Genomic DNA, 20,544 nt, shown 5'->3' with positions numbered 1-20,544 from the left:
AGATGAATGAGATTAAATTTGATTTAAGTGATGAAAATCCAGTAAGTTCTAATGTCGCAAGTTTTAGTGCTTTAGCGAGTGAATTAGAGCTTAGCATACCTGATTATCAACGCCCTTATGTATGGGAGATAAAGCAAACAAGAATGCTTTTAAAAGATATTGAAAATACTAAAGATGGAGCCTTGTTAGGCTCTATTATTTTGCATAAAACTGAAAATAAAGCAGATGATGGCAAAACAATTTATGAAGTAATAGACGGACAGCAAAGACTAACTACAATTAAGCTTATTTTAATGGCTTCTTTAAACAACCATAATAATTTAAAAGAACTTTTAGAAAAATATAATAACTATTTAAAAGATGTAAGCTTTTTTCATAAAATTTCTCAAGATAATATCAAGACTAATTACGAGTATATTAAAAACTATCTGAGCAATGAAGATAAGGCTAGTAAATTTTTAGAAAAGCTAGAAAAAACTCAATTTATAATAGTAGCTACAACAAATGCCGATGATGCTTTTATCTTTTTTGATAACACTAACTCAAAAGGCAAAAAGATAGAAAATTATGACCTTATAAAAGCCTTTCATTTACAAGCCATGCAAGAGCGTCATAAAGATTTGCAAAATGCTAATGCTAGATATTTTGAGAGCGTTATAAATGCCGATAAATACAATATTAATGATTTTTTAAATAAAATACTAAATTTTACTAGAAAAATCATAAAACAAGAGCACGAAAGAACTAAATGGCGGAGTGATGATTTGATATTTGATGAGTTTTGTAAAGAGAATTTATTAGGACAAAGTTCGTGTGATTATGGAATTATTAGCGATTTTGCAAATGGGGTTGAGTTTTTTGATTATTTTAGAAAATTTTATGAAATACTGAAAATTATAAGGCAAACAGATTTTTATCAAAAGCTAAATCATTTAGATGGGACAGGGTATTTACAAAAAGCCTTATGTATGTGTATGGTGGTATTTATGGATAGGTTTAAGAGTGGTAATTTTGATAAGATGATGAGATTTGCTACAAGGATTATTTATGCAAATAGACTTACCTATCAAAGTGTGCGATGGGAAAGCACTATGGGTAGTAGTGAAAAAATCATAAAAACTATATTTTTAAATAATTATGAGAGCAGAATTTACGAGATATTAGATGAAATAGCTAGGGAATGTTATTTGTATGAGCAAATTGAGATTGCAAAAAATCCAATCGATGGTGGAAAGCGTGGAGACTATAAAGAGCTATGTAAAGATTATTTAAATGAAGAATTTAAAAAATACGGAATTTTAGGTCATTTTTTAGGAGAACAAAATGGAGCAAATTAAAACAATTTCACAGATTTGTAAATTGGGCGATATTTTAGAGAGTGAATTTAATAAAATATTTATAATTCCACCTTATCAAAGGCTTTATACTTGGGATAAAGAACAGATAAAAATTCTTTTAGATGATTTTAAGAATTGTATAAATGATAATAGCAAAACTCATTTTATAGGAAATGTTGTAGTGGCTAACAACGAAGATAATTTTGAGCTTGTAGATGGGCAACAAAGACTTAGCACGATATTTTTCTTATGTGTGTATATGTGCTTTAAAAATAACAAAATGCAAGAAGCAAAAGGAGAATTTGAAAAAGCTTATAAATTTGCTTTTGTAAATAGTGAGGATAAAAACTCTAATAACCATAAATGCAGAATCCGTATGCCTATTAGAGAAGATGATGAAAATGCCATTTGGAATTATGATTTTGACAGAACAAATACAAATATCAAATTAGCTTTTGATTATTTTGATGAGTATTTTGAAGATAATGAGCTAAAAAGTTTTTGCAATTTTATCTTTACTAATGTTAGGTTCAATCTAGTGATTTTAGGCGATCAAGTAGAGCTAAATAAATATTTCGTAAGGATGAATAATACAGGCGTTCAGCTTAATGGCACAGATATTTTAAAGGCAAGGTTATTAAAGCTAATAAGCGATAATGATAAAAGCGAAGTTACAGAATACGCTAGGATATTTGATGAATGTTCGCAGATGAATTATTTTTCAGATTTTGGTTTTGTAAATAATAGTGAGAACAACAACATGATAGGTGAGAGCCAAAAAATTGAAAAAATAATTCAAGGGCATAAAATAAGTAAAAAAGAAGATAAGAAAAAAGAACGAGCCGAGTTTGAGAGTATTATTGATTTTCCAACTTTTATTTTACATGTTTTTAAGATTTTATCAAAATCGTCTGAAAAAATTTTCAAAGAAGGAACACAAATATCAATAAAAAAAGATAAATTCCTTGAAAATACTTGGGATAAATTAAATGATAATTTGAACGCAGAACAAGTAAAAAAAATCATAGAAGCTTTAAAAGAATATAGAATAATCTTTGATACCTTTGTGATAAAAAGAAAAGCTGATGATGATGAAAATGTGTATAAGTTATGGAATAGATTTAGTAAGAATAGTAACAAAAACGATGATTGGCATGAAGTTGATAATACTACTGAATTAAAACTAATCCAAAACTATCTAAGAGTAGCAAGGCGTGGAGATAACACCAACTACCACCACTTTTTAACGCACTATTTAGAATTTTGTAAAAAACGAATTTTAGAAAGTAAAACTTATTTAGGAACATTGCAAAATAAAGCAGAAGAACTTAAAAATTATCTAAAAAATCTTGATACAGCTTTGGCTTATAAATCATTGGAAGAGGATAGCACAAACTCATTATTAGATATTACAGATAATTTTAAAAATGAAAATAAAAACTATGAATTAAAAGATAATTGCTTTAATTTTTTAAACAAAGGCACAAATACCCTACATTATTGGTTTTATCGCTTGGAATATTACTTATTAACTGATGAAAATTTTAAGAAAAAACATAAAGATGATATTGAAAAATATCGTTTTAGGTATGTTAATTCAGTTGAACATGTTTTAGCGCAAAATGATGTAAGTGGTTTGGCTAAGCAAGAAGAAAATCAAGAAGTGTTGGATAATTTTGGAAATCTAGTTTTGATAACTGATGGAGAAAATTCAGGATTTAGCAATAAGCCGTTTAATGAGAAACAATCACAATTTGATAGTTACTTAAAAAAAGGCTTAGTAATTAGCTTAAAACTTTTAGATATATATAAAAATGAAGAATATCAAAAAGATGATAAAGGCAACATCTTAAATAACAAAATTTGGCAAAAAACCCAAATTGAAAAACACCAAAATGCAATGTTAGGAGTCTTAAAAGATTCTTTTTTTAATTCACAAGAGCAAGTAAAAAATAACTAATGCTAAAAATACACGAGATAGAATTTATTTCGTGTATTTTTAATCTAATTTAGATAATTTTACGAGAATGAAAGTAAAAATTCCAAGAGCAAATTGAAAACGAAATTACGGATATAAATTCCAAATATTTTTCAAAATATTTTTATATGGACAAGTTCAGGCACCTGCTTATGATATAACTACAAAAAATTTCAAGGATAAAAGATGAAAAAATATAAACCAACTACAAAAGCCGAGTTAAAATAGCTTGTAGTTGGCAAGAGTATTCATCTAGGCGACATTGATACTACTTTATAAAAAATATGAATATGCTTTTTTATGGTATGTAGAAAGATTATAAGGATATAAATGAATAGAATACAAAAAATGTTGTTAGTATGAGTAGTATGTTTATGGATTGTAAAGATTTTAATGAAAGTCTTAGTTTTGATACTTCTAATGTTGTTGATATATCGTTTATGTTTAGAGCTTGCAAGAAATTTAATAAAACTTGCAATTTTGATATAAAAAATGTAATTAATGCAAACTATGTTTTCAGGGTGTGAAAAGTTTAATCAAGAGTTAGATTCTGATGCTAGTAGTGTTTTAGCAATAACTTCAATGTTAAAAATTGTAATAGTTTAGAAAAGCTACCTAAATTTTATACTGATTTTATGACAAATATAGATAATAAATCTTTTTAATTGCTTTTATAGATTAATTATGCCTTTAAAATTACAAAAATAAATTCTAGAATTTATTTTTGTATGTTTTAGCTCATAAATAGTTTAAAACCAAGATTTTTTAAGCCATTATAAATAATTCTAATTCATAATGAATATGAAAAAAATAATTCACTTGATTTTTTATAAGGTATAGGAATTATCCTTGTAGCATTAATAATTAGTGTTTTTATACTTAAATATGCAAAGCTTTCTAAATCATTACTAAAAAATGTTACAACGAAGCTTGATTTTTTATTTTTAGTCTCCTTTTATAATATATAAAACCCGTATACTTATTACTCCTTATAAAAATTTTTTTATTTTTTATAATCACCTTTATAAATATTATTAAAGCTGCATATTTTTATATTTTTTTATTATAATTTATTAGCTAAAACTTCTTCAATTATCGCTCTATCGCTATATTCATCAAAATACTTAAACTGTTCTCCGTGTTGATTTTGCCCTTCTATTAAATCTCCGCTTTTTCTATTTTTTAAATCAATTTGTGCAATCTCAAAACCATCAAGAGTATTAGCAAATTCACAAAGCCTATTAGAAAATTCATTTTTGCTAAGTAAGTAACAATATGATTTAACCCCATTTCTTCCTATCCTACCCCTTAACTGGTGCAGGGTTGAAAGCCCGTATCTTTCAGGTGCAACTATTACAATAATGCTAAGTCTTGGTAAAGAAATACCAACCTCAACTATAGTTGTACTAAGCAGCACAGAGCCATTTTGAGAAAATTCTTTCATAATTTCTTCTTTATTTTTATCTTTTCCGTGCGTTGAATAAACATTGCTAAATCTATTAATATAAAATTCTTGCACGCTCTCAAGTGGTTTATAAATACTATTTTTGCTTTCTTCAATAAGTGGATAGACTATAATTATTTGATTATTTTTTTTAATCTCTTCATCCATATGTAAAAATAAATTATTACTATCTTTTACATTCATTAAGATTGTTTGAATGTCTTTTTTAAAAGGCATTTGTTTTATAAAAGAATAAGAAAAGATATTTTTATGAATTAAAGCTGTTGTTCTTGGAATAGGAGTTGCACTAAATTCAATGTAATGCGGTTGAATATTTTCATAATTTGCCTTACTTAATTTTTCTCTTTGTTTTGTGCTAAATCTTTGTTGCTCATCAACCATAACAAGGGCAATATCATCAAAATCTTGATAAAGCAAAGAATGAGTTCCTATAATAAAATTACACTCCAATGCTTGTTTTATCATACTTTTACTGGGGCTTTTTTGCAAAAGCATAATTTTTACATAACCTGGCAATAACCTTTTAGCCTCATTGTAAAGTTGAGTAGCTAGTATTGAAGTTGGAGCCATAAGTAAAACTTTTTTTGGATAGCACATTAAAGCTGCTGCAAACATTACTAAACTTTTTCCAGAACCAACATCGCCCATTACTATTCTTGTTTTTGTGCTTGTTTTTGCTAGGTCTTGCTTTATATCATTTATTGCATTTATTTGGTCGTTAGTTGGTTTAAATGGTAAAGTTTTTATCCAAGAATCAATATTTTGAGTTTTGATTTTCTCATTTAAATTTTTATTTTGATAAACCTTGCTTAATTCTTGCAAATGAACAAGCAATTCTACATATTTTAAACAATGTTTTAATTCTTCACTTTCAAAATATTTTAAAGCACTTTCTTCATCACACATAGCAAGTAAAATATCAATATATCTTTTTGGAATTTTATATTCTTTTAAGATATTTTCATTTATAAATTCTTTTTTTGCCTTTGTAATTACCTCATCTTTTACGCCCTTAATTGAGTAAATAAAATTAATATTTCCGCTATTTTTTAAAATTTTTGGATTTATAAATTGGGCTATTCCTGCATATTCACTTACCTTTGAATAAACAATAACTTCCTTGCCTTTTGCAAATAATGCCTTGTGAAAGGGTTTTGCGTTAAAAATAGTTATTTGGCATGGTAAATCCCAGTTTTTACAATAACAATTGCAATAAAGTTTATTAAAGGCAAATTTTTGCTCTAAAATCTCAACTAAGGCACAATTATTTGCATTTAAAGTATATGTTGATGCGAAATTTAAATTCTCAATCCTTTTAGGCATTAAAAGTGCTAAATCAACAATATTTTTACAAGATAGCTGAGCTAATATTTCATCCATTTTTACCAACTGTAAAAAAACAAACTTTACTTAAATCTTGTTTTTTAATATTTTCTTTAAAATCATCAAAATCAGTATTTTTAATACATTCTAAAAGCTCTTTGTTGTATGAAAGCTTTTTATTTGAAAAAATCTCACTTTGTGCTATTGTATGGCGTTTTGCTATTGTTTGATACTGTAAAACTTCGCTTCCAATAATATATTCTTTGGCTTTTAAAAAATGCTCTTTTGTAATTAATTCATTATTATTTAAGATATCTAAAATTATTTTTTTTACTTCTTCTTTACTCTCATTTTTTGTTTGAACTGCACCTTTTAAAGTATGGTTGTTTTTATAAGAAAGAGTATGCGCATAAACACTATAGGCTAGACCTTTTTTTACTCTAATTTCTTCCATAAGTAAAGAGCCAAAACCACCGCCTAAAATAAAACTTAAAATCTTAGCACAAGCACTGTCTTTTAAAGTATGCATTATTAAAGGGCAAACAAAGGTAATAAAACTTTGAGAAATATCCTTATTTAAGCCATAATCAAAACTTGCATTAATTTCTAATTTTTCATAATCAAAACTAATTTCTTTACTTAAATTCTTTAATTTTTCTTCTTGCACTGCATTTAAATTCGCACTAGCTACTATTCTTAAAGGCTTAGTTTTTAAACTATCAAAATAATTTTTTATATCATTTAGCTTATAATTTTGATAATCAGCAAAATAACCATTTTTAAAACCATTTTTAAAATAATTTTGCATTAAATTCATAGCTGATAATGAATTATTATTATCGTTTTCTAAGGCAAAATCTGATTTTATTTTAAAAGCAACTAAATCTAAATTATCATAATTTAAATTATTTAAACTTTCTTCTAACGCTTTTAAGGCATAATCAAGCTCCTTTTTTAAACAAAGCATATTAATACCAAAGTCAAAAAAGCCAATATCAGCATACATTTCAATAGCCCTAATTTGTAACTTTTTTAAAAAACTATCGCTTAAGCCTTCATTGTATAAATATTGAGCATAAATAGCATTTTCATTTGCATAAATTCTACCTGCTAAAGCATAATTTAAACTAATATAACATAAATCATTTTGCTTATTTTCTAAATAATAAAAATTACTCATAAAATTCTTCCAAAATATTGTAAGCTGTATCTCTTTTTACTGCTTTTTCGCCTATGTCTTTTATTAAATGTATCATTTGCTCTTCATTCATTCTAAACTTTGCTCCTGCAGCAGCAACTACATTTTCTTCCATCATTGTTGAACCAAGGTCATTTGCTCCAAATTTTAATGCTAATTGCCCTACATAAGAGCCTTGAGTAACCCAAGAGCTTTGAATATTTGCAAAGTTATCAAGATACAATCTTGCAATAGCTAATAATCTTAAATATCTATTACTTGATGCGTGTAAGATATCTGGTCTTTGCTCTTTTAATTTTGTATTTTTTCCTTGAAAGCTCCATAAAATGAAGGCTCTAAATCCGCCTGTTTCATCTTGTAACTTTCTTAATAAATCTAAATGCTCAATAATTTCTTCATCACTTTCAATATGTCCAAACATCATTGTAGCCGATGAAAGTAAGCCTAAATTATGTGCTTGTCTATGAATATCTATCCAAGTTTTGCTATCACATTTACTTGGTGCAACTATATCTCTTACCCTATCGCTTAATATTTCAGCACCAGCTCCTGGAATAGAATAAAGCCCCTTTGCACTCATTCTTTGCAAAACTTCTTGAGTGCTAATTTTACTAATTTTAGCAATGTAATAAATCTCTACTGCGCTAAAACCATGAATTGTAATACTTGGATAATTAGTGCTAATATAACTAAGTAATTCTTCATACCAAGTAATATCAAGTTTAGGATGCACTCCACCTTGAAATAATATCTGAGTTCCGCCTATTGCTATTAATTCTTCTATTTTTTTTCCTATTTCTTCAAAGCTTAAAACATAAGAATCACTATCTTTTGCATGGCGGTAAAAAGCACAAAATTTACAATCAACTAAGCAAACATTAGTGTAATTTATATTTCTATCAACAACAAAGCTTGTAATTTTTTCTGGGTGTAGTTTTAATTTAGCTTCAAAGGCAAGTTCTCCTAATTTTGCTAAGCTTTCATTTTTTAATAAATCTAATGCTTGTTCTTTGCTAATGCGTTTTAAAAGCCCTTTAGGTGCGTAAGGATTTTGCCAATCTTTATGAACACTAAAAGCGTCTTTTATGTAATTTGTATTAATTTTTTTACTAATTAATGCTGCATTCATTTTCTACCTTTATATAATTAATTAAAGAACCTAAATTCTCTATTTTGCATTCAATCTTATCTTGTGATTTTAAGAATTTTGGCGGAGTAAAGCCCATTGCAACTCCGCTTGGAGTTCCTGTACTAATTATCGTTCCTGCTTTTAATTTTGTGTATGAGCTTAATTCTTTTAAGATATATTCAATATCAAAAATTAATAAATTTGTATTTGAATTTTGCCTTAATTCATCATTTACATAACATTTAATTTCTAAATTACTTGCTTGTTTTATAGTTAAATCTGTATTTATAAAAGGTCCAAAAGGGCAAGAATTTTCTAAGCTTTTTCCCATATACCATTGTTTGTGTTTATTTTGAATAGCTCTTTCGCTAACATCATTTAAAATCGTATAACCAAAAATATAATCATCAAAATTAGCACTAATTTTATAAGCATCTTTTTTTAAAATCAAAGCTAATTCACATTCATAATCAAGCTTAAGTCCATTTAATACTAATTCATCATTAGGATTTTTAAATTCATTTACTCTTTTTGCAAAATACACCGCATCTTGCCTTTGCCCATCAAAATCAATGCCTTTGAATTTATAACTTTCTTTTGCGTGTTCTAAATAATTAATTCCTAAGCAAATTACATCTTGTTTAGGTGCATCAATAGGGCTTAAAAGCTTAACATCATTTAAACTAAACTTAGTTTTTTCGCACTTAAAATCTGAAAAAAGCTCTAAATAATCATTAATTAAAATCCTATCAATGCTTAAATCTTCATTTAATTTTCCATAAAAACACTTATTTTCGTGCATAAATCTAATTATTTTCATACACTCTCCTTTACAAGATTTTCTAAAATAAATTGCTCTAATTTTGAGTTTGGAATTTGAAGCTGTTTTGCTTTTGAATAAATCTCATTTACTTTTAAATTATATTTTTCGTATTCAAAATAAGCAAAATGTATTTTCCAAGCACAAAGAATTTGTCTTTTTGATGCGACTTTTCTTATATTTATTTTAAAAATATCAAAACAAATGAACACAGCAGAAGTTACAAACACACTAGATAAAATGCTAATATGAAAATCAATCTTTTCAAAAATAAAATGACTTAAAGCTAAAAGCGGCATTAAAACGCAAAAACAAAGGCAAAAATAAATAAAATAAGTATTAAAATTCTTAAACTTAAAATGTAATTTTGCAGGGTCAATTAACATTCCTTCATTAAATAAGGCATTTGCTTCAATTAAATCTAAAAATTTAATTGGCTCATTTGAAAACTTAAATAATTTATTAATTAAAAATTCTCTCATTGAAAATATTCCTGATATTTTTGATATGCTTTTTCTTTAAATTCAATTGCTTTTTCTTCACTTAAATTCTTTCTTATTTCTTCTTCAAATTCTTCTAAAAGTTCGCCTAGTTTTTCAGTTATTTCTGCACTGTCTTTGTTTTCAAATGTACATAAAACACTAAATAAAGCATTAGCTTTTTCTTTATTATTAAATTCTTGTATGTAAAAATTAAATAATTCTTTTAATTCATTTACAAAGCCTAAGGCTTGCTCATTTTGCTTTGCTATTACTTCTAGCCTAGTTAAGGTAGAATTTTTGTCTTCAACATTATCTTGCGTCTTAAAAGAATTTGCTCTATCAAGCTCGGCAAAAACTTTTTTTAAAATATTAAAAAATATCAAAACTACAACTATTGTAGCAAATATGTAAAAAGTAGTTTCACTATTCATTATTTTTACCCCTTAAACTATCAATTATACTTAGCACAACAGCTATTAATATTATTGAAAATGAAATTATTTTATGAAATTCTAAACTTTCATTGTATATAAAAATAGCAACTAAAAAAGAAATTATCGGGCAAATATATTGCAAATAAGAAAGTAAAGATAATTTTAATTTATTTGTAGCATAATTAAATCCTAACATAGGCAGCAGCGTTACCAAACCACTTAAAATAAGTAAAATAAAAGTATAATCAAAAGAAAAATGTCTATTAGCACTAGGTAAAAACAATAAAAATGCAATAGCAAAAGGACAAATTAATAATGTTTCTAAAAAAAATCCATAAATAGCACTAACAAAAACTTTTTTTCTAATTAAAGTATAAAAATTAACTAACAAGGCTAAAGTTACCGATAAAATAGGAAGCTTTTTAAAATAAAGAATTTCAATAAAACAAGCTATTGCTACTAATAAAACACTAATACAAGCTAAAAAACTCATCTTTTCTTTTAAAAAAATTCTTGAAAATACAATACCAATTAAAGGTGCTATAAAATATCCTAGCGATGTTTCTAAGATTAAATTAGATTCTATCATATAAATATAAAGTCCCCAATCAGCACTAATTAAAGCTCCGCATATAAATAAAATAAACATCATTTTAAATGATTTTAGTTCTTTTAAAGCTAGGCTTAATTTTTTAATTGTAAATAAAAAAATTCCAAGCAAAACAACAGACCAAATAATACGATGCGCCATAACCACCTCAGCACTTACCAAAGAAAGTTGTTTGTAATAAATAGGCACTAAGCCCCAAAAAGCAAAAACAAAAGCAGCTAATAAAATATGCACTTTAAAAACCTTTAAAAAATAAATTTTTATAACGAATATTAGTATTTTATTATTATTATTCAACTAAAAAAGGAGTGAAAATGTTTTTTGATTATACTAAGTACAATGCTGCGCAACAGCCAGAATATGAAAACAAAGAAGAATTACAAGAAGTTATAAAAGAATTAAGCTCATATCCACCACTAATTTTTGCAATGGAAGCAAATGAACTTAAAAAAGATTTAGCTAAAGTTTGCAAAGGCGAAGCTTTTTTATTACAAGGTGGAGATTGTGCTGAAAGCTTTAATGATTTTAACGCAAATAATATAAGAGATATGTTTAAGCTATTTTTACAAATGGCACTTGTTTTAAGTTTTGGCAGTGGAAAGCAAGTTGTAAAAATTGCAAGAATGGCAGGGCAATTTGCAAAACCTCGCTCAAGCGATTATGAAGAAAAAAATAATATAAAATTACCTAGCTATCGTGGAGATATTATAAATTCCTGTGAATTTAACGACTTTGCAAGAAAGGCTGATGCAAAAAGAATGCTAAAAGCTTATTTGCAAAGTGCAGCAACGCTTAATCTTTTAAGAGCCTTTAGTGTTGGCGGTCTTGCTGATTTAGCTTTAATTAACAAATTAAATCTTGGTTTTGTTAGAAGAGATGATATTGATAGCAAATATGAAAGTTTATGCCATAAAGTAAATGAAGCTATTAAATTTTTTGAAAGTTATGGCATTAGTTCTAAAAATGATTCAAGATTACACGAAACTAAAATTTATACAAGCCACGAAGCTTTATTATTGCCTTATGAAACAGCTCTTACAAGAAAGGATAGTTTAAGCGATAATTATTACAACTGCAGCGCTCATATGCTTTGGATTGGAGAAAGAACAAGAAATGTAAATGATGCTCATGTGCAAATGCTAAGCAGGGTTTGCAATCCTATTGGAGTAAAAATTGGTGCAAATGCAAATTCTAGTGATATTTTAAAATTATGCGAAGTGTTAAATCCAAACAATGAAGCAGGAAGATTAAATATAATCTTTAGAATGGGCGCAAATAAAATTTCTAATTTAGAACATATCTTAAAAGATTTATCAAAAGAAGGCTTAAATCTAGTTTATAGCATAGACCCAATGCACGGTAATACACAAAGCATTGATGGGTACAAAACAAGAAAATTTGATGATATTTTACAAGAAGTAAAAAGCTTTTGGCATATTGCAAAAGTAAATAATATCATTCCAGGTGGGGTGCATTTTGAAATGACAGGACAAAATGTTACTGAATGTCTTGGCGGTAGTGTAAATATTAAAAGTACTGATTTACAAAAACGCTATGAAACTCAATGCGACCCAAGATTAAATGCTGACCAAGCTTTAGAATTAGCATTCTTAATAGCTGAATTAATGAATGAAAAATGAATAAAAATATAGTTTTAATAGGTTTTATGGGTTGTGGTAAAAGCACAATAGCTAGAAAATTAGCAAAGATTTTTAAAAGACAACTTGTTGATACTGATATTTTGATTGAAGAAAGAATGCAAATGAGTATTAAAGATATCTTTGCAACTTATGGAGAAGAATATTTTAGAAAACTTGAATGTGAGTTAAAAGATGAATTAAGCTTAAAAAACAATTTGATTATTTCTTGTGGTGGTGGCTTTGCTAACTTAGAAAATATAAAAACAATGGGCTTTGTAGTTTATATTTACTTGCCATTTTTTATAATTAAAAAAAGAGTAAAAAATAATGGCAAAAGACCACTTTTTGATGACAAAGCAAAAAAACTTTATAATAAAAGATTAGCTTTATATGAAAAAAACGCTGATATTAAAATTGATAATTCAAAGTTAAAATTTAAAGAATTTGCAAAAATATGCGAATTTTTCTTAAATCTTAATTTGCATAATACAAAAATAAGTATTGATTTGCTAAAAAATAAATAAGATATATTTAAATGTGCTTTATTTATAAAGTACATTTAAAATAACTTCATTTTTACATACTTAAATAAAATTATTTGTCTTTATACAATAGCTAATATAAATCCTTTCTTCTAATTTACAACGATTTGCTAGTTTTAAATTTTTATCTTTTTACAGTAAAAAAACTTAATTTACTTAAAAAAATATTTTTAAAATAGAAATTAATTTAACCTTTTAAAGATTATAAATGATAGGTTTTAAAACAAATGCAAGAATTTAAATAATCAAAATTAAAGATTTAAAAAACACTATTATTCTTAAGAATAAATACACTAATAAAATACACAAAAATATAAATTTGATTTATAAATTGGCTTTAAGTTACAAAAAATCTTTGTTTAGTTAAACAATAAAGAATGAATTATTATTTTACTTTTAAAGTTAAGAATAAATAAATTAGCTTAAATATAATTTATATTTAAGCTAAAAAATAAGCCTAAAGCTTTAATGCTCTAAACTTATTTTACAAATTCAACAGTCCATCTTGAATCGCAGTTAAATAAACCACCATAGCAGTGAATTGTATCTTTTACATATTGTAATTTTTTCATATCGTTATTTAGCTCAATCTCCAAGCCGCTAACCTTTGCGCCAACTTTTAATAATTTAACACTAGATTGATAATCTGAACTATATTTAATTTTATCTTCAAGTCCTGGAACCTCATTACTAGAATTTAAAATTCTATAACAAGGCGTATTATCATCGCAATCAACCTGCTTTTTATTATCAAGTTCTGCTTTAGTTATTTTCCAATCATCACTTTTATTATCAGTCTTTAAGTAGGCAAAAGGTCTAAATATACCGCCCTTATCAATATAATGCAACCACACATCATTTGTATTCATATTTGCTTTTTTTGCACCTGTATCAGCTTTTTTATCTTTAAACATTGCAACTGCGCTAACAAAAAGAGTATTAACAGGAATGTTTTCTTTAATTTTTGTTGATGTAAAACTTGAATTATTATTCTTTGTTTCATCAATTATAAAATCTAGCGAATCTAACCTAAGCGCATTTTGCTTTTTTGTATAAGTTAATGCAAGTGGAATTTCAACTGCATTATCATTTGCTTGAGCCAATCTTGCGTTATATCTAAGCTCTTCTGTAATAGCTTTATTTTTTTCAATATGAGCATATTTTTTATTTGTTGTTTTATCTATTAACCAACTTGTAGTGCAGTCATCTTTACAAATATCACTAGCTTCTTTTAAAGCTGTATCATAATTTTGATTTAATGCTTCGCTATCAAGCTCTACATTAAAAGAAAAATTATTTTTTTCTACCTTGCTTGATGTGCTAAATGCTCTATATTCGTTTCCAATAAAAGTTTCGTTATCAAAATCTAAATTTAATTTATTCTCATCTTTAACACTATCGTTAAAATTTAATTTTAACTCAATATTTAATGCTTTTGGAAAATATCTTGAAACATTAATATCATTTGCTGCTAAGCTTTGTATTTGAGGATAAATTCTATACTTAAATTCTTCAGGATTACTTGTAATAAATACATTAGCTCTTGCATCTTTATCAATATTATCTTTAATAATAAATTTATTTGTAACACCTGTTATTTTTGGGCTTATTTCTCTTTCTAGCGGAGTTTGACAATAAATTTTATGCTCTATTGCTGTATTTGCTGTAATTTTATCTACATACTCGTTATTATCAATGCAAGAATCAGTATATTTATAATCTTTAAATTCATTATTTTTAGCTTTAAATTCATCTAAAAATTTTCTAATATGCTCTTCTTTAACAATAACATTAGCATTGGTTGTAGCAAAAGGATTAATGATAGTTAAATTATGAGAACGGCCTGTTGCTGGAATATTTCTTGTATTATTTGGATAAGAAATCGCATTAGCATTTTTTGAGCCTTGAGCTATGTTAAAATAATAAGGATTACCCTTGCTATCAAAGACTTTTAATTTATATTCACCGATTACAAAAACATAACTCACACCATCATGATAAATTGTATTATTGCTTGATAATTGTTCTGTTTGAGAGCCAATATTTTCGTTTGGAAAACAATTTGTAAAAATAGCACAAGAGTGAATGTCTTTTATATTCATACTTTTTGGTCTAACAGTAATTGGAATATGCTTAATTATCTTCCCACCATCAGCAAGATTATTAATATCTCTATAAAATTTAATTTTAAATTCTCTTCTTGCTAAATCGCTTTCTGCTGTAGTTAAAGCATTAAATCTTATTGTAGCATCTGTATATTTATAAAAAATCTCATTTGAATGTTGTTCGCTGTTACAAGGTGTATAACCATCTTTGCCTTTATTTTTTCTATTTACATACTCACACATCGCCTTATATGTATAACCGTGTAAACCTTTAGCAATTTCTTCATCACCAATATAAGCTCCTAAATCATAATTTGCTAAAGTACCATTTGGTGCTTGTGCATAAGAATAAGTAAAATATGTAGTGTTATTATCACAAGAAATTCCATATCGTTTACAATGCTCTTGCATTTCTTGATTGCTTTTTATATTACCAACATCAATAGAAATATATCTTGCTTCTCTTTCACTGAATGTATCATTAGGGTCTAAAACCTTATCAAGCTCATTGGTTTCATCATTATTGTTTAAAGAAGAAAAATCTAAACGAACATAAGTAGTATCACCATTTAAAATAGTATAAACACCCTTACCTGCTGATGTGTTTTCTTTGCCAAATTTAAAATTATCAGTTGAGTTATTATCTATCCAAGCTGTGTTTATTTTTACATTTGGAGCTGATAAGCAATCAATTGCATCAGCATCTTTTGAACCATCTTGTAATACGAAAAAGATTGCTGGTTCTGATTCACTATTAATAGCAAATTCATAAGTACCACAACCTGTAGGACTGCCATCTGATTTATCACCATTAGTACAATTTGTTGGTAAATATAATGTTTGTGCTTTAAAACTATCATGTGCATGTCCATCGTTATAAATATTATATTGTCCATATTTTCCATTTATTTTTGCTGAGTGAATTTGTATTTTATAAAGTAAATTTTGCTTACATTTTTTAAATGTTCTAACACCATAATTTAAAAGTGTTCTCGAATTTTCAAGTGCGAATAATGATGGGATAATAATTTCATGTGGATGAGAAACACTATTTACTTCATTTCTTATATAGCCAAAATAGTAAGCATTATTGTATGGAATATCCGCAACCTTATTTCTAGTATCAAGCATTCTAATGGTATCATAAGTATGATTGTTTGTGTAATCATAAGGTAAAATAGTATTTCCATTATTATCTATTAGTGTTTTGTTTAAACTTACATATCTACCACTAGAAGTTTGCACATAAACACTAATTGCACTATCATGAATAGCATCTATTAACTTATAGGCTCTTTTGGTTGGAGAATCCCATTTATTTTTAAATTCTAAAGCATAAGGATAAAGTCCAAAAGCTGTTGCAATTCCACCAGTTTCTCCTATCACTCCTACAACAGGAGTAACCTTAGCGGTTTGATAATAAATATTTGAAACGTCCCACTTATCCACCATCATACATTTTTTTGACTTGTCGCCTGTACAATGAAATTCATTTCTTGGCTGTGACCTATCCCTATAAGGAATTAAAGAAAATAAAATATCTTCATCATTAGCAATAGCTAATTTTTTACCAATTAGACCTGATGAAATTATATCGTTGCTTGTTTGTATATATCCTATACCACCTTTTTGTATATATTTTTTATTATTAAGCCAAATATCGTCATACTCTCTATTGTCTTTTATAATATTTCTTATATCTAAATTATTATAAGGAATAATACCACCCCAAACATTATTCATAGCCTTAGAAGAATTCCAAGCTGAAACATCATAAATTAAATTAATCTGCCCATTTTTATAGCCTGCAACTTCTTTAATATCTATAAATTCTCCAAAAGCACAAGTTCCTGATAAATAATCATCAGTTCCGCCTTTAACAGGATTTCCATTAACACAACTTGCTGCATATAAATAAGTGCTTAAAAACAATAAAGCAATTTTTGAATAAAAAACCTTCTTCATTCTTATCCTTTTTTTAAAATGCTACATTATATTTAAAATAAAATTAAAGTAAAATTAATTATTTTTTAATTTTATCTTGCTATCAATGTATAAAAATACATAAAACTAATAAAACACATCACATATAAAAGTGGTGAAAAAGAAAAATCTTTTTTAGCAATTTTAAGCAATACATAAACAGGTATTGCAACACAAATTCCATTAGCAATATTACTAGCAAGAATAGTAAAAACAACGCAAACAAAAACAGGAAACATCTCTGTAAAATCATCATTATTTATCTTATTAATACCCATAAACATACAAATGCCAATATAAATAATAGCAGGTGCACTAGCAGCACTTGGCACCATAATAGCTAAAGGTGTAAAAAACATAGCAAGTAAAAAACAAAAACTAACAACAAGCATTGAAAAGCCGCTTCTTGCCCCAGCAACCACCCCTGCACTACTTTCAAGATAAGTACATAAACAAGGCACCCCAACAACTCCAGCTGCAGCAGTAGCACTTGCATCAATTTTAAAACATTTATCAATACCTTGCATATTTGCATTTTTGTCAAAAAATCCTGCCTTAGTTCCAACACCTAAAATTGTCCCAAAGGTGCTAAAAAAATCAGGAATAAAAAGTGCAATAACAAAAGGAATAATGCTAAAAGATAAAGAATTTAAAAAATCAAATTCAGATATTCTTTGTGAAATAGCACTAATTGGATTCATCGGTAAAGCAAAAAATGAACTTGGCATTTGACTATGACCTATTAAAATAGATAAAATAGTAGATAAAATAATGCTAATTATTATACTTGCAGGCACTTTTTTTGCTTGCAAAATAAGTAAGATTATAAAACCAAAAACACAAACTAACACTCCCTTACTCGCTAAATCTCCCCAAACTAAAGATTTTTTGCCCGCTACAATAAGTCCAGCACTTCTAGCGCCAATAAAAGCAATATATAAACCAACACTAGCACTTATTGCATATTTTAAAGCAGGTGGAATTGCATTAATTAAAAGCTGTCTTAAACCTAAAAAAGTTACAAGCATAAAAATAATCCCACTTAAAAAAATAGCCCCTGCCATAACTCCAGTACTAAAAGAATTTTCGCTCACCATAGATACCGCAACTGCAACCGACCCAAGACCAGGCGCTATTGCAAAAGGACGGTTTGTAAAAATACCCATAGCAAGAGTACTAATAATTATGCTAATACTAACTAAAACTAAGGCTGTATGTATATCAAAACCAGCATTAGTAAGCATTTTAGGCACAACTGCTAAAACATAAGCCATAGTAACAAAGGTTGTAAGACCACCTATTATTTCTGTTTTATAATTTGTATTTAATTCTTTAAATTTAAAAAATTCTTGCATATTTTCCCTTTTTTTTATTTTTTGCTTAAAAATTAGGGATTATAAATAAAAAAATTGAATTTAAACTTCACATTAAAAATTAATTAATAATTTAATTTTATGAAATTTACTAGTATTTAAACTAGTAAATTTTTATTTCAAAAGCTTTATTTTGTTTTTCTTCTTTTTCTTTTTTTTCTTGCTTAGGATTTTTTTCTTTATTTTCTTTTATAGCTCTGCCTTTTTCATCATAAACATTAATTTCAAAAACACCCTTTTTATTTGTATTATTAATATTAGAATTATTTTGTTTTTTTTGCTCTATTGGTGCTTTTTGCATATTTTCTTCATTAATATTTAGTTGTTTTTGTAATTCTTCTAATCTTTGTTTTACGCCTAATAAATCATCAGGTACAGTTGGGTCGCTCCAATTTTCTTGCTCACTAAGTGGAATGCTATCTCCTGGATAATCTAAATCATAAGCTAAAGCACACCTTGCAATCATAATCAAAGCAAGGCAAGAGCTAAAAATAAATATAATTTTTTTCATTAGCGTTTTAACCCATTTACAATGCTTAACATTTCATCACTTGTTGTAATCGCCTTTGAATTTGCCTCATAAGCACGCTGACCTGTGATTAAATCTGTCATTTCTTCAACTAATTGAACATTACTCATCTCAACAAAATGCTGTTTAATTTGCCCTAAACCATTTTGCCCTGCAACTCCTGCAATAGGAGCTCCACTTGAGCCTGTTTCTAAAAAGTTATTATCTCCTAAAGCGTGTAAGCCACTAGGGTTTATAAAATTTACTAATTCAATTTGACCTATTTGAGTTGCTTCTGTATTTCCTGCTTGAATAACGCTTACCGTTCCATCAACACCAACTGAAATACTAAGCGCATCTTCTGGTACATTCATTTCTGGTAAAAGCCTATATCCATCACTATTTACAATAGCCCCATCACTATCTAGCTTAAAAGCTCCATTTCTAGTATAAGCTGTTGTTCCATCAGGAAGCTGAACTTGAAAAAAACCATTACCTGCAATAACCATATCTAAATCATTGCCTGTTTCTTTAAAATAACCTTGAGTAAATATTTTTGTAATTGCATTTGGTCTTGCACCTAAACCAACTTCTATACCTGTTGGGCTTTTTGTGGTTGTACTTGTGCTTGTTCCTGCATAGTCCATTACTTGATACATTAAATCAGCAAATTCTGCCCTATTTTTTTTATATCCCATTGTATTAACATTGGCAATATTATGAGATGTTGTATCTATTTGAGTTTGCTGTGCTATCATTCCTGTTGCTGCTGTATAAAGACTTCTTAACATTATTTACTCCTATTATTTTGTACTTGCTAATTTATTAATTGCTTCTTGATTTAAATCATCCATATGAGATGTCATAACCTTTTGATACGCTTCTACTAAACGATGAGTTTCAATTAATTCACTCATTTGAGTAACTGCATTTACATTACTCATTTCTAAATATCCGCTTCTTACACTATTTGATTCATTTGTATTTTGCATTGTGGTTAAATCATCTAATTTATATAAATTATCTCCAACCTTTCTTAAGGCTCTAACATCATCTACCTTTGCGATAAATAAAGAATTAGCTAATTGTCCGTCTTGATAAATATTTCCATTACTATCAACTGTAATTAAGGCATTATCATCAATTGCAATTGCTGAATTTGCTGGGTCATCAAAATAAGAATTTGATAAAATTCTTTCTCCGTTTTTTGTAACTAAAAAACCTTCATCATCAATAGAAAAAGAACCATTTTTAGTAAATTTCACACTGCCATCACTAGCTTGAACCATAAAAAACAAATCACTTTTTTGTAATGCTAAATCTAATGAATTATTTGTATATTTTAAAGCGCCTTGTGAAAAATCAGAATAAGTAATATCAATATTTGGCATACGAGTTAGGGTTTGATTTATGTATTTTGCTGCATCTTTTGTGTTATCTTTTATTGGAGTTTGCTTCATATGCTCTTCAAATAAGCGTTTATAATCAGCAATTACAACATCATCACTTTTAAAACCAGCTGTATTTAAATTTGCTAAATTGTTTGAAATTACATTTAAACGATTAAGCTGTGTAACCATACCTGCGGTTGCTTGATAATAACCATTTTGCATTTTA

The 20,544-nt window shown here is 27.2% G+C and carries 16 protein-coding genes and 1 pseudogene; 5 read left to right on the top strand and 12 right to left on the bottom strand.

Annotated elements, in window-relative coordinates; all coding sequences use genetic code 11:
• The first annotated feature begins 2 nt into the window (after positions 1-2).
• The 3 genes and pseudogenes from CCANL266_RS03205 to CCANL266_RS03195 form a co-directional block, all read left to right on the top strand.
• The gene (locus tag CCANL266_RS03205; RefSeq protein ID WP_172231258.1) at positions 3-1,337 is read left to right on the top strand and encodes a DUF262 domain-containing protein; all 1,335 of its coding nucleotides are present in this window, start codon (positions 3-5) and stop codon (positions 1,335-1,337) included.
• On the top strand, positions 1,324-3,297 hold the full coding sequence (locus tag CCANL266_RS03200; protein WP_172231255.1) for a DUF262 domain-containing protein: 1,974 nt from the start codon (positions 1,324-1,326) through the stop codon (positions 3,295-3,297). The genes CCANL266_RS03205 and CCANL266_RS03200 overlap by 14 nt, the downstream gene beginning before the upstream one ends.
• Positions 3,298-3,665: 368 nt before the next feature.
• Positions 3,666-3,842: pseudogene (locus CCANL266_RS03195) on the top strand (BspA family leucine-rich repeat surface protein); the annotation flags it as partial.
• 536 nt (positions 3,843-4,378) lie between these two features.
• On the opposite strand, the gene recG reads toward CCANL266_RS03195, so the two are convergent.
• The 7 genes from recG to rarD are packed head-to-tail and all read right to left on the bottom strand — an operon-like array spanning position 4,379 to position 11,010.
• Complete coding sequence (gene recG / locus CCANL266_RS03190; protein ID WP_172231249.1) at positions 4,379-6,160, bottom strand: ATP-dependent DNA helicase RecG; 1,782 nt, start codon at positions 6,158-6,160, stop codon at positions 4,379-4,381.
• Positions 6,153-7,283, bottom strand: a complete 1,131-nt coding sequence (locus CCANL266_RS03185; RefSeq protein WP_172231246.1) for a M16 family metallopeptidase — start codon at positions 7,281-7,283, stop codon at positions 6,153-6,155. The genes recG and CCANL266_RS03185 overlap by 8 nt, the downstream gene beginning before the upstream one ends.
• The gene (locus CCANL266_RS03180; protein WP_172231243.1) at positions 7,276-8,430 is read right to left on the bottom strand and encodes a dehypoxanthine futalosine cyclase; all 1,155 of its coding nucleotides are present in this window, start codon (positions 8,428-8,430) and stop codon (positions 7,276-7,278) included. The genes CCANL266_RS03185 and CCANL266_RS03180 overlap by 8 nt, the downstream gene beginning before the upstream one ends.
• A complete protein-coding gene (locus CCANL266_RS03175; protein ID WP_172231240.1) occupies positions 8,411-9,250 on the bottom strand; it encodes a fumarylacetoacetate hydrolase family protein in 840 nt (279 codons plus the stop codon). The genes CCANL266_RS03180 and CCANL266_RS03175 overlap by 20 nt, the downstream gene beginning before the upstream one ends.
• A complete protein-coding gene (locus CCANL266_RS03170; protein ID WP_172231237.1) occupies positions 9,247-9,732 on the bottom strand; it encodes a hypothetical protein in 486 nt (161 codons plus the stop codon). The genes CCANL266_RS03175 and CCANL266_RS03170 overlap by 4 nt, the downstream gene beginning before the upstream one ends.
• Complete coding sequence (locus CCANL266_RS03165; RefSeq protein WP_172231234.1) at positions 9,729-10,163, bottom strand: hypothetical protein; 435 nt, start codon at positions 10,161-10,163, stop codon at positions 9,729-9,731. Before CCANL266_RS03165 ends, CCANL266_RS03170 begins: the two co-directional genes overlap by 4 nt.
• Entirely contained in the window at positions 10,156-11,010 is an 855-nt protein-coding gene (gene rarD, locus CCANL266_RS03160; protein ID WP_172231231.1) for an EamA family transporter RarD, read from the bottom strand. The genes CCANL266_RS03165 and rarD overlap by 8 nt, the downstream gene beginning before the upstream one ends.
• Before the next feature lie 80 nt (positions 11,011-11,090).
• On the opposite strand from rarD, the gene CCANL266_RS03155 reads away from it, so the two are divergent.
• Together CCANL266_RS03155 and CCANL266_RS03150 are read left to right on the top strand one after the other, a co-directional pair.
• Entirely contained in the window at positions 11,091-12,416 is a 1,326-nt protein-coding gene (locus tag CCANL266_RS03155; protein ID WP_172231228.1) for a 3-deoxy-7-phosphoheptulonate synthase class II, read from the top strand.
• Positions 12,413-12,940: a shikimate kinase gene (locus CCANL266_RS03150; RefSeq protein WP_172231223.1), complete on the top strand. Its 528-nt coding sequence runs from the start codon at positions 12,413-12,415 to the stop codon at positions 12,938-12,940. Before CCANL266_RS03155 ends, CCANL266_RS03150 begins: the two co-directional genes overlap by 4 nt.
• A 497-nt stretch (positions 12,941-13,437) precedes the next feature.
• Here CCANL266_RS03150 and CCANL266_RS03145 read toward each other — a convergent pair whose 3' ends face one another.
• From CCANL266_RS03145 to CCANL266_RS03125, 5 genes are all read right to left on the bottom strand, one after another.
• Positions 13,438-17,028 (bottom strand): hypothetical protein, encoded by a 3,591-nt coding sequence (locus CCANL266_RS03145; protein ID WP_172231220.1) that lies wholly within the window; start codon positions 17,026-17,028, stop codon positions 13,438-13,440.
• Positions 17,029-17,099: 71 nt separating this feature from the next.
• Positions 17,100-18,401: an NCS2 family permease gene (locus CCANL266_RS03140; protein WP_172231217.1), complete on the bottom strand. Its 1,302-nt coding sequence runs from the start codon at positions 18,399-18,401 to the stop codon at positions 17,100-17,102.
• Positions 18,402-18,522: 121 nt separating this feature from the next.
• Positions 18,523-18,930, bottom strand: coding sequence for a hypothetical protein (locus tag CCANL266_RS03135; RefSeq protein ID WP_172231214.1), 408 nt, complete (start codon positions 18,928-18,930; stop codon positions 18,523-18,525).
• Positions 18,930-19,718, bottom strand: coding sequence for a flagellar basal-body rod protein FlgG (gene flgG / locus CCANL266_RS03130; protein WP_172231211.1), 789 nt, complete (start codon positions 19,716-19,718; stop codon positions 18,930-18,932). The genes CCANL266_RS03135 and flgG overlap by 1 nt, the downstream gene beginning before the upstream one ends.
• Before the next feature lie 12 nt (positions 19,719-19,730).
• Entirely contained in the window at positions 19,731-20,540 is an 810-nt protein-coding gene (locus tag CCANL266_RS03125; RefSeq protein WP_172231208.1) for a flagellar hook-basal body protein, read from the bottom strand.
• Positions 20,541-20,544 lie beyond the last annotated feature (4 nt).

Origin of the sequence: Campylobacter canadensis, from assembly GCF_013177655.1 — a bacterium.
Classification (GTDB): domain Bacteria; phylum Campylobacterota; class Campylobacteria; order Campylobacterales; family Campylobacteraceae; genus Campylobacter_E; species Campylobacter_E canadensis.
This window is presented reverse-complemented; position numbering and strand designations above follow the sequence as displayed.

Bases quoted from the DNA above. Each gene is read 5' to 3' on its own strand.
- CCANL266_RS03170 (WP_172231237.1), bottom strand. From the start codon at position 9,732: ATGAGAGAATTTTTAATTAATAAATTATTTAAGTTTTCAAATGAGCCA.
- CCANL266_RS03205 (WP_172231258.1), top strand. From the start codon at position 3: ATGAATGAGATTAAATTTGATTTAAGTGATGAAAATCCAGTAAGTTCT.
- CCANL266_RS03140 (WP_172231217.1), bottom strand. From the start codon at position 18,401: ATGCAAGAATTTTTTAAATTTAAAGAATTAAATACAAATTATAAAACA.
- CCANL266_RS03150 (WP_172231223.1), top strand. From the start codon at position 12,413: ATGAATAAAAATATAGTTTTAATAGGTTTTATGGGTTGTGGTAAAAGC.
- CCANL266_RS03185 (WP_172231246.1), bottom strand. From the start codon at position 7,283: ATGAGTAATTTTTATTATTTAGAAAATAAGCAAAATGATTTATGTTAT.
- CCANL266_RS03125 (WP_172231208.1), bottom strand. From the start codon at position 20,540: ATGCAAAATGGTTATTATCAAGCAACCGCAGGTATGGTTACACAGCTT.
- CCANL266_RS03200 (WP_172231255.1), top strand. From the start codon at position 1,324: ATGGAGCAAATTAAAACAATTTCACAGATTTGTAAATTGGGCGATATT.
- flgG (WP_172231211.1), bottom strand. From the start codon at position 19,718: ATGTTAAGAAGTCTTTATACAGCAGCAACAGGAATGATAGCACAGCAA.
- CCANL266_RS03135 (WP_172231214.1), bottom strand. From the start codon at position 18,930: ATGAAAAAAATTATATTTATTTTTAGCTCTTGCCTTGCTTTGATTATG.
- CCANL266_RS03180 (WP_172231243.1), bottom strand. From the start codon at position 8,430: ATGAATGCAGCATTAATTAGTAAAAAAATTAATACAAATTACATAAAA.
- CCANL266_RS03175 (WP_172231240.1), bottom strand. From the start codon at position 9,250: ATGAAAATAATTAGATTTATGCACGAAAATAAGTGTTTTTATGGAAAA.
- CCANL266_RS03165 (WP_172231234.1), bottom strand. From the start codon at position 10,163: ATGAATAGTGAAACTACTTTTTACATATTTGCTACAATAGTTGTAGTT.
- recG (WP_172231249.1), bottom strand. From the start codon at position 6,160: ATGGATGAAATATTAGCTCAGCTATCTTGTAAAAATATTGTTGATTTA.
- CCANL266_RS03145 (WP_172231220.1), bottom strand. From the start codon at position 17,028: ATGAAGAAGGTTTTTTATTCAAAAATTGCTTTATTGTTTTTAAGCACT.
- CCANL266_RS03155 (WP_172231228.1), top strand. From the start codon at position 11,091: ATGTTTTTTGATTATACTAAGTACAATGCTGCGCAACAGCCAGAATAT.